Consider the following 9,197-nt stretch of genomic DNA (forward strand, 5'->3'; position numbering starts at 1 on the left):
CTGGGACTACTCCAGCCAGGTGTGGACCAGCGGCACCACCGAGGCGCCCTCGCCGCTGGCCGCCGCGACCCGCTTCATCGAGCCGGACCGGATGTCCCCGACCGCGAAGACGCCGGGCAGCGTGGTGGCGAGGTTGGCCGGCGGCAGCCCGTCGGCCCAGCGCTCCCTCGGCACGTCGCGGCCCGTCAGCACGAACCCCTTGGCGTCGCGGACGACCTCGTCGGGCAGCCAGTCGCAGTGCGGCTCGGCGCCCAGCAGGAGGAACAGCCCGCGAGCCGGAAGGCGGCGTACGTCGCCCGTCGTGGTGTCCCGGACCCCGAGCCACTCCAGACGTCCCTCGCCGCCGCCGTCCACGACCTCGGAGCAGGGGAGCACCGTGATGCGCGGGCTGTGCTCGATCTCGGCGATGAGGTACTGCGACATCGTCTCGGCCAGCCCGGGCCTGCGGACCAGGATCGTCACCGACCGGGCGAAGCGGGCGAGGTGGATGGCGGCCTGGCCGGCGGAGTTGCCGCCGCCGACGACCACCACGTCGTAGTCCTCCATCTCGCGGGCCGCGGTCATCGCGCTGCCGTAGTGGACGCCGAGGCCGGTGAGCTCCTCGACCGCGGGCACGCCGAGCTTGCGGTAGGAGACCCCGGTCGCGACCACGACCGCGCGGGCGCGCACGTCCCCACCGTCGGTGCGGAGCACGTGGGGCGCGCCGTCGGCGCCGGGCTCGAGGGCCAGCACCTCCCAGCCGGTGAAGAAGCGGGTGCCGAACCGGATGGCCTGGTTGCGGGCGCGTTGGGCCAGTCGCATGCCGGAGATGCCGCGCGGGAAGCCGAGGTAGTTGCGGATCATCGAGCTGGTGCCGGCCTGGCCGCCGATCGCCTCGGCCTCGAGGACGACCGTCGAGAGCCCCTCGGAGGCGCCGTAGACCGCCGCCGCGAGCCCGGCCGGACCTCCGCCGACGATGGCCAGGTCGACGACGGCCTCGACGTCGATGTCGGCCGGCTGGCCGTAGATCGTGATGGCCACGTCGCGGACCGTGCGCGGCGCGATGGGTGGGCGCTGCATGGCCGCGACGAGGGGGTACGCCGGCTCGCCGTCGTACCGCTCCACGATCGCGCGGCCGGTGTCGCTGTCGGGGGCGTAGACGCGGTTGGGCATGCCCATCCGGTCGAGGAAGTCGCGGATCGCGCCGGTGAGCGCGTCGCCTCCGGGCGTGACGATCTGCACCGTGTCGACCTCGGGAGCGGCGACCGTCGAGCCCCAGTCGCTGAGCAGCTCGCACACCGCGGTGTGGAACTCCTCGTCGCGGACGCCTCGGGGCATCAGGAGGTAGGCGTCGAACTTGCCCTTGGCGAGCCCGGCACGCAGGCTGTCGGCGTCGGTGAGGAACCGCGACCAGTGGGCCGCGACGATCCGGCGGGCGGTCGGGACGACCTGCCGCCACCGGGCGAAGGCCTCGAACACGGGGGCGTCCTGCGGGGCCGAGTCGGAGACGAAGAGCGCGACCTGACCGCCCTTCTCCCGGATCCGGCGCGCGATCGCCTCGGCCCCCGCCACGTCGGTCGCGGTGTGCAGGTCGTAGTCGCGGGCGTAGCGGCCGAACTCGTCGAGGAGGAAGTCGGCGTGCTCGGCCGACATCAGGATCAGCGCGGGCTGCATGTCGCGAGCCTAGGGCGTGCCTCCCCACCCTCGGCCGTCGCGAGCGTCGTCCCCTGGAGTGCCTGGCAAGGCGGAGGAGGGAGGCGGGACGGAGTCCCGGCGACTGACGACAACGCAGTCCAGGCGCCCGGGGGGCGGCGCGCAGCAGGCCACGGGGTGGGGAGACGCGCCGGAGGCCGCCTGACAGAATCTCCGGGTGCGGATCCGGATCGACCTTGCCTACGACGGGGGCGACTTCCACGGATGGGCCGGCCAGCCGGGGCTGCGCACCGTCCAGGGCGAGCTCCAGCAGGCCCTGGCCACGGTGCTGCGGGTGCCGTCGGTCGCCGTCGTCTGCGCCGGACGAACCGACACCGGGGTCCACGCGCGCGGGCAGGTCGTGCACGTCGACGTCGACCCCGAGGCACTCGCGGTGGCGGCGGGCCGCTCCGGCGAGCCACCGCTCGAGGCGCTGCTGCGTCGTCTGAACGGCATCCTGGACCCGGACGTCCGGGTGCGCGCGGTCGCGGAGGCCGCCCCGGGCTTCGACGCCCGCTTCTCCGCACTGTGGCGGCGCTACGTCTACCGCGTGTGTGACGACCCGGCCGGGCTCGACCCGCTGGTCCGCTCGCACGTGCTGGCCTGGCCCCGACCGCTCTCGCTCGAGGCGCTCAACGAGGCGTCCGCGCTGCTGGTCGGGCACCACGACTTCGCGTCGTTCTGCAAGAAGCGCGAGGGCGCCACGACGATCCGGACGCTGCTCGAGCTGTCCTGGGTCCGCACCGAGCCGGGCGTGCTGGAGGCGACGGTCGTCGCCGACGCCTTCTGCCACAGCATGGTCCGTGCGCTGGTCGGCTGCCTGCTGGCGGTCGGCGAGGGGCGCCGGCCGGTCGCGTGGGCCGAGGAGGTGCTGGCTGCCGGGCGGCGCGACCCCGCCGTGGCCGTCGTGCACGCGCACGGGCTGACCCTGGAGGAGGTCGGCTACCCCGCGGACGCCGAGCTCGCCGGCCGTGCCGACCAGACCCGCGCCAAGCGAGGAGCGCCCCATGGATGACCACTACTTCAGCGCCGACCCGTCGGTGGCCTTCAAGCGGGCACCCGTCTCGGCGCAGGTGTGGGGCCACGACCTGGCGCTCGTGAGCGGCTCGGGGGTGTTCGCTCAGGGCCGCCTCGACATCGGCACGGCGATCCTCTTCCGCGAGACCGAGCCGCCGGCGGCCGGGCGGGTCCTCGACCTGGGCTGCGGCTACGGCGTGATCGGCCTGGCGGTCGCCGTCGCCGTGCCGGACGCGGTCGTCACGGCCGTCGACGTCAACGAGCGGGCGGTCCTGCTCGCCAACGAGAACGCCGCGACGCTCGGCGTCGCCGACCGCTACGCCGCCTCGACGCCGGACGGTGTCGACGCGGGAGCGACGTACGACGAGATCTGGTCGAACCCCCCCATCCGGATCGGCAAGGAGGCCCTCCACGAGCTGCTGCTGACCTGGCTGCCGCGGCTCGCGCCGGGCGGCCGGGCCGTCATGGTCGTGGGCAAGAACCTCGGTGCCGACTCGCTCCAGCGCTGGCTGGGGGAGCAGGGCTTCCCGACGACCCGGCTCGCCTCGGCCAAGGGGTTCCGGGTGCTGGAGACGCGCCGGGCCGGCGACTGACCCGGCCTCAGCAGCAGGCCGTGGCGGTCGGCTGGAGCTCGGCCTCCTCGGCCCGCTCCGTGCCGCAGCAGGTGGCTCCCTCGGCGTCCTCGGCCGGCTCGGCGGCGAAGGTGGCGGAGTCCTCGAGCACGGTGTAGACCTCCCACCGCTCGCCGTTGGGGGCACCCTCGACCCAGAACTTGTCCTGGCGGGCGTAGCAGCAGGTCGTGTCGCGCTCGTCGACCGAGGCGAGCCCGGCGGCGGCGAGCCGCGACTGCTCGGCGTCGACGGTGTCGGTGTCGGCGACCTCGACGCCGAGGTGGTTGACCGAGCCGCCGTGCCCGGGGTTCTCGATGAGGACCAGCTTCAGCGGCGGCTCGGTGATCGCGAAGTTGGCGTAACCGGGCTTCGTCTTGGCCGGGGCGGTGCCGAAGAGGGTGGTGTAGAAGGCGATGGACGCGTCGAGGTCCTCGACGTTGAGGGCGAGCTGGATGCGGGACATGGTTCCTCCACTGAGACATAGATGACTGTCGATGTGTTCTCACCTTGCAACAACATATCGACGTCTGTCAATATTCACGCATGTCGAATTCACTCGAGCTGACGCCGGTGCAGACGGTGGCGTGCTGCTCACCGCTCACCTCCGAGCCGCTCTCGATCGAGCAGGCCGAGCGGATCGCGCCGCTGGTCAAGGCGATCGCCGACCCGGTGCGGTTGCGACTGCTCTCGATCGTGGCCAGCCACGAGGGCGGCGAGGCGTGCGTCTGCGACCTCAACGACGCCTTCGACCTGTCCCAGCCCACGATCAGCCACCACCTCAAGGTGCTGCACGAGGTCGGGCTCCTGGACCGCGAGAAGCGCGGCGTCTGGGTCTACTACCGGCTCAACGCAACGGCGCTCTCCGACGTCGGCCTCCTGCTCGGCGGCGTCGCCCGGTGACGCTCGTACGACGCGCCGCGGCCGAGCTGGTCGGCACGGCGTTCCTGGTCATGGCCGTCATCGGCTCGGGCATCGCCGCCACGCGGCTCTCGCCCGACGACGTGGGCCTCCAGCTCCTCGAGAACAGCCTGGTGACCGGCGCCGCCCTGGTCGCCCTGATCCTGGCCCTCCAGCCCGTCTCGGCGGCGTTCAACCCGGTGGTGACCCTGGTCGAGCGGGTGCTCGGTCTCGTCACGACCTCCGACGCCGTCGCCCTCGTCGTCGCGCAGCTCGTCGGCGGCGCGGTGGGCGCGGTGGTCGCCAACCTGATGTTCGGCCTCGACGCGGTCACCGTCGCCACCCACGACCGGAGTGGGGGCGGCCTGTGGCTGGGGGAGGTGGTCGCGACCCTCGGCCTGGTGGCCGTCATCTTCGGCAGCGTCCGCCGCGGCCGCAGCGACAGCGTCGCCTACGCCGTGGGCGGCTACATCACCGCGGCCTACTGGTTCACGAGCTCGACGAGCTTCGCCAACCCCGCCGTCACCGTGGCCCGCACCCTGTCCGACACCTTCGCCGGCATCGCGCCGGGGTCGGTGCCGGTCTTCGTCCTCATGCAGCTGGTCGGCGGCGCCCTCGGGCTCGGCCTGGTCCTCCTGCTGCACCCCGATCCCACGCTCCCCACCGAGGAAGGCGCCTGATGGCCCCCACCGCCAACCCCACCGACCTGCCCACCGTCCTGTTCGTCTGCGTCCACAACGCCGGTCGCTCCCAGATGGCGGCCGGCTACTTGCAGCACCTCGGGGCCGGTCGCATCGATGTGCTCTCGGCCGGCTCGGCGCCCGCCGACTCGATCAACCCGGTCGCCGTCGAGGCGATGGCTGAGGAGGGCATCGACATCACCGCGGCCACGCCGAAGGTGCTCACCGACGAGGCGGTCCAGGTCTCCGACGTCGTCATCACGATGGGCTGCGGTGACGTCTGCCCCGTCTTCCCCGGCACCCGCTACGAGGACTGGAAGCTCGACGACCCGGCCGGGCAGGGCATCGAGGCCGTGCGCCCGATCCGCGACGAGATCCGGGCCCGGGTCGAGGCGCTGGTCCGCGAGCTGCTCCCGGCCTGATCCGCGCCGGCGGCGGGTGGCAGGCTGGGCGCCATGACGAGCTACACCGCCGCCGAGGACCGCTACGACACCGCCGCCACCGGCATGCACTACCGCCACACCGGCCGCAGCGGACTCCAGCTGCCCGCGCTCTCGCTGGGCCTCTGGCAGAACTTCGGCGACGACCGGTCCGAGGACAACCAGCGCGCGATCCTGCGCCGGGCCTTCGACCGGGGGGTCACGCACTTCGACCTCGCCAACAACTACGGCCCGCCCTACGGCCGCGCCGAGGAGAACTTCGGTCGCTACCTCAAGGACGACCTCGCGCCCTACCGCGACGAGCTGGTGATCTCGACCAAGGCCGGCTACGACATGTGGCCGGGCCCCTACGGCCAGGGCGGCGGCTCGCGGAAGTACGTCCTCGCCTCGCTCGACCAGTCCCTGGCCCGGATGGGGCTGGACTACGTCGACATCTTCTACAGCCACCGCTTCGACCCCGACACCCCCGTCGAGGAGACGATGATGGCGCTGGACCAGGCGGTGCGCTCCGGTCGTGCGCTGTACGCCGGCATCTCGTCCTACTCGGCCGACAAGACGCGCGAGGCGGCCACCATCGCCCGCGAGCTGGGCACCCCGCTGCTGATCCACCAGCCGTCGTACTCCCTGCTGAACCGCTGGATCGAGGGCGGCCTGCTCGACGAGCTCGAGGCCCAGGGCATGGGCTGCATCGTCTTCACGGCGCTGGCGCAGGGCCTGCTGACGGACCGCTACCTCGACGGCATCCCGGCCGACTCGCGGGCCGCGCGGACCGGCTCGACCATCCCGGGCGACCACCTCGACGACAAAACGCTCGGGCACGTGCGCCGCCTCAACGAGATCGCGGCCGGACGTGGGCAGAAGCTGGCCCAGATGGCGGTGCAGTGGGCGCTGCGCGACCCCCGCGTCACCTCCGCGGTCATCGGCGCCAGCTCGGTCGAGCAGCTCGACACCAACCTCGACGCGCTGTCGGGGCCGGCGTTCACCGCCGAGGAGCTCCAGGCGATCGACGACGACGCGGTCGAGGCCGGCATCAACCTCTGGGCGAAGGCGACCGAGGACTAAACGGTTCGCCAGCGCCACCGCCCATGACGGAGAATCCTTCGACGTGGGTCATGTGGATGTCGCCGGAGTCCGGTACGAGCTCCCCGACGGGCGGGTGCTGCTCGACGACGTGTCGTTCCGGGTCGGCGAGGGGGCCAAGGTCGCCCTCGTCGGGGCCAACGGCGCGGGCAAGACGACCCTGCTCCGGATCATCACCGGCGACCTGGTGCCGCACGCCGGCGCGGTCACGCGCAGCGGCGGGCTCGGGGTCATGCGGCAGATGGTCGGGGCCGGCCTGGGTGAGGACCCGACGGTCGCCGACCTGCTGCTGAGCGTCTCCCCGCCACGCGTCCGGGCGGCCGCGGCCGACGTGGAGCGCTGGGAGCTGGCGCTGATGGAGACCGACGACGAGAAGACGCAGATGGCCTACGCGCACGCGCTCTCGGAGTTCGCCGACGCCGGCGGCTACGACATCGAGGTCACCTGGGACGTGTGCTCGATGGCGGCGCTGGCGCTGCCCTACGACCGCGCGAAGTACCGCTCGCTGAAGACCCTGTCGGGCGGCGAGCAGAAGCGGCTGGTGCTGGAGTTCCTGCTGCGCGGCCCCGACCAGGTGCTGCTGCTCGACGAGCCGGACAACTTCCTCGACGTGCCGGGCAAGATCTGGCTGGAGGGGCGGGTCCGGGAGTCCGACAAGACGATCCTGATGATCAGCCACGACCGGGAGCTTCTCAACAACACCGCCACCCGCGTGGTGACCGTCGAGCTGGGCGCCGCGGGGAACACGGTGTGGACGCACCCGGGCGGCTTCGCGTCGTACCACCAGGCGCGCCTGGACCGCTTCGCGCGCTTCGAGGAGCTCCGCAAGCGCTGGGACGAGGAGCACGCCAAGCTCAAGCAGCTGGTGCTGCACTACAAGATCAAGGCGGAGTACAACGACGGCATGGCGTCGCAGTACCGCGCCGCCCAGACCCGGCTGCGCAAGTTCGAGGAGGCCGGTCCGCCGACCGAGCAGCCGCGCGAGCAGCAGGTCTCGATGCGGCTCAAGGGCGGCCGCACCGGCAAGCGCGCGGTGGTCTGCGAGGGGCTGGAGCTCACCGGGCTGATGAAGCCGTTCGACCTCGAGGTCTGGTACGGCGAGCGGGTCGCCGTGCTCGGGTCCAACGGCTCCGGCAAGTCGCACTTCCTGCGGCTCCTGGCCGCCGGCGGCAGCGACCCCGACGTCGAGCACCGGCCGGTCGGCGACGTCGTGGTCAAGCACGTCGACCACACCGGCAAGGCCAAGCTCGGCGCCCGCGTGCGCCCGGGCTGGTTCGTCCAGACCCACGAGCACCCCGAGCTGATGGGCCGCACGCTGCTCGAGATCCTGCACCGAGGCGACGGCTCGGCCAACGGCCGCGCCGGCCTGGGCCGGGAGGCTGCCGCGCGCGTGCTCGACCGCTACGAGCTCGCGCACGCCTCGGAGCAGAAGTTCGAGTCGCTGTCCGGTGGCCAGCAGGCGCGGTTCCAGATCCTGATGCTCGAGCTCAGCGGCGCCACGCTGCTGCTGCTCGACGAGCCGACCGACAACCTCGACGTCCAGTCCGCCGAGGCGCTCGAGGAGGGCCTCGAGGCCTTCGACGGCACGGTCCTGGCGGTCACCCACGACCGGTGGTTCGCCCGCGGCTTCGACCGCTTCCTGGTCTACGGCGCCGACGGCGAGGTCTACGAGTCCAACGGTCCCGTGTGGGACGAGGCGAGAGTGAAGCGAGCCCGATGAGCGACATCCGACCCGTCGACCCCCACGACGACGCGGCCTTCGACGCCTGGCACGAGGTCTACCTCGCCTCCCAGCTGCACGGGCGGGGCGACTGGGCCTCGCCGTGGCAGCGCGAGGAGCTCCGCGCCCAGGTGCAGGCGCCCAGCACGCTCCGCTCCAACACCGTGTACGCCGGGTGGTCGGCCGGACGACTGGTCAGCGCCGGCTGGCTGGCGATGCCGCTGCGCGACAACCTGGACCGTGCCTACCTCGCCGTCGACGTGGCCCCCGGGGACCGACGGAGCGGCCACGGGGCGGCCATGCTCGCCCACCTGGAGCAGCTGGCGCTGGCCGAGGGCCGGACCGTGATCGGGGCCGAGACCTCGTGGGGGCTGGAGTCCGGCGCCGAGGGTGAGGGCGACCCCGGACGGGAGTTCCTCGTCGCCCACGACTACACGCTGATGCTCGGTGACGTGCAGCGGCAGCTCGACCTGCCGGTCGCCGACGGGCTGCTGGACGAGCTCGCCGCGAGCGCGGCGGGTCACCACGCGGCGTACACGCTGCGGTCGTGGGTCGGACCGGTGCCCGACGACCTGGCCGAGAGCTGGCTCGCGCTGTCCACCACCCTGATGACCGAGGCACCCACCGGCGAGATGGAGCTGGAGCCGGAGGTCGTGGACGTCGCGGAGATGCGGGTCCACGAGGAGATGGTGGCCAGGCAGGGCCGCACGAAGTACAACAGCGTCGCCCTGGACGCCGAGGGCACCGTCGTGGCCTACACCGACATCGCGACCACGGTGCACGAGCCGGACCGCGCCTACCAGTGGGGGACGCTCGTGGCCGGCGCGCACCGCGGGCACCGGCTCGGGCTGGCGGTCAAGGCCGCCAACCTCGCCCTGCTGCAGCGTGAGTGCCCGGGCGTCACCCGGCTGACGACGTACAACGCCGAGGTCAACGCGCACATGATCGGCGTCAACGAGATGCTCGGCTACCGGCCGGTGGCGCGGCTCGGGGAGTTCGAGAAGAAGCTGGCGTGACGGGGTCCCGCGGCCGGCGGGAGACGGACCGATGGCCGCGGGACCCCCGTCACATCTGGGGGACC

The 9,197-nt window shown here is 72.7% G+C and carries 10 protein-coding genes; 8 read left to right on the top strand and 2 right to left on the bottom strand.

Translation table 11 applies throughout. The features are described from left to right. Positions 1 to 6 precede the first annotated feature (6 nt). Positions 7 to 1,653, bottom strand: coding sequence for an NAD(P)/FAD-dependent oxidoreductase (locus tag FB382_RS01915; RefSeq protein WP_182536298.1), 1,647 nt, complete (start codon positions 1,651 to 1,653; stop codon positions 7 to 9). A 196-nt stretch (positions 1,654 to 1,849) separates the two neighbouring features. Here FB382_RS01915 and truA point away from each other — a divergent pair, with 196 nt between their 5' ends. Both truA and FB382_RS01925 read left to right on the top strand, forming a co-directional pair. Next, positions 1,850 to 2,686: a tRNA pseudouridine(38-40) synthase TruA gene (truA, locus tag FB382_RS01920; protein WP_182536300.1), complete on the top strand. Its 837-nt coding sequence runs from the start codon at positions 1,850 to 1,852 to the stop codon at positions 2,684 to 2,686. Then, positions 2,679 to 3,281, top strand: a complete 603-nt coding sequence (locus tag FB382_RS01925) for a class I SAM-dependent methyltransferase (protein WP_182536302.1) — start codon at positions 2,679 to 2,681, stop codon at positions 3,279 to 3,281. Before truA ends, FB382_RS01925 begins: the two co-directional genes overlap by 8 nt. A gap of 7 nt (positions 3,282 to 3,288) precedes the next feature. Here the strand turns inward: FB382_RS01925 and FB382_RS01930 are convergent, their stop codons facing one another. Further along, a complete protein-coding gene (locus FB382_RS01930) occupies positions 3,289 to 3,762 on the bottom strand; it encodes an ArsI/CadI family heavy metal resistance metalloenzyme (RefSeq protein WP_182536304.1) in 474 nt (157 codons plus the stop codon). A gap of 80 nt (positions 3,763 to 3,842) precedes the next feature. Between FB382_RS01930 and FB382_RS01935 the strand changes: the two genes are divergently transcribed. Genes FB382_RS01935 through FB382_RS01960 form a run of 6 tightly spaced genes read left to right on the top strand, consistent with a single transcriptional unit; the run spans position 3,843 to position 9,132 of the window. Then, complete coding sequence (locus tag FB382_RS01935; RefSeq protein WP_182536306.1) at positions 3,843 to 4,199, top strand: ArsR/SmtB family transcription factor; 357 nt, start codon at positions 3,843 to 3,845, stop codon at positions 4,197 to 4,199. Next, positions 4,196 to 4,876 (top strand): aquaporin, encoded by a 681-nt coding sequence (locus FB382_RS01940; RefSeq protein ID WP_182536309.1) that lies wholly within the window; start codon positions 4,196 to 4,198, stop codon positions 4,874 to 4,876. Before FB382_RS01935 ends, FB382_RS01940 begins: the two co-directional genes overlap by 4 nt. Further along, a complete protein-coding gene (locus FB382_RS01945; protein ID WP_182536311.1) occupies positions 4,876 to 5,298 on the top strand; it encodes an arsenate reductase ArsC in 423 nt (140 codons plus the stop codon). Before FB382_RS01940 ends, FB382_RS01945 begins: the two co-directional genes overlap by 1 nt. A gap of 33 nt (positions 5,299 to 5,331) precedes the next feature. Continuing rightward, positions 5,332 to 6,378 (top strand): L-glyceraldehyde 3-phosphate reductase, encoded by a 1,047-nt coding sequence (gene mgrA, locus FB382_RS01950; protein WP_182536313.1) that lies wholly within the window; start codon positions 5,332 to 5,334, stop codon positions 6,376 to 6,378. 43 nt (positions 6,379 to 6,421) lie between these two features. Continuing rightward, positions 6,422 to 8,116 carry an ATP-binding cassette domain-containing protein gene (locus tag FB382_RS01955; protein WP_182536315.1) on the top strand — a complete coding sequence of 565 codons (1,695 nt, stop codon included), beginning with the start codon at positions 6,422 to 6,424 and terminating at the stop codon, positions 8,114 to 8,116. Then, positions 8,113 to 9,132, top strand: a complete 1,020-nt coding sequence (locus FB382_RS01960) for a GNAT family N-acetyltransferase (RefSeq protein ID WP_182536317.1) — start codon at positions 8,113 to 8,115, stop codon at positions 9,130 to 9,132. Before FB382_RS01955 ends, FB382_RS01960 begins: the two co-directional genes overlap by 4 nt. Positions 9,133 to 9,197: the final 65 nt, after the last annotated feature.

It is taken from the genome of Nocardioides ginsengisegetis, from assembly GCF_014138045.1.
Classification (GTDB): domain Bacteria; phylum Actinomycetota; class Actinomycetes; order Propionibacteriales; family Nocardioidaceae; genus Nocardioides; species Nocardioides ginsengisegetis.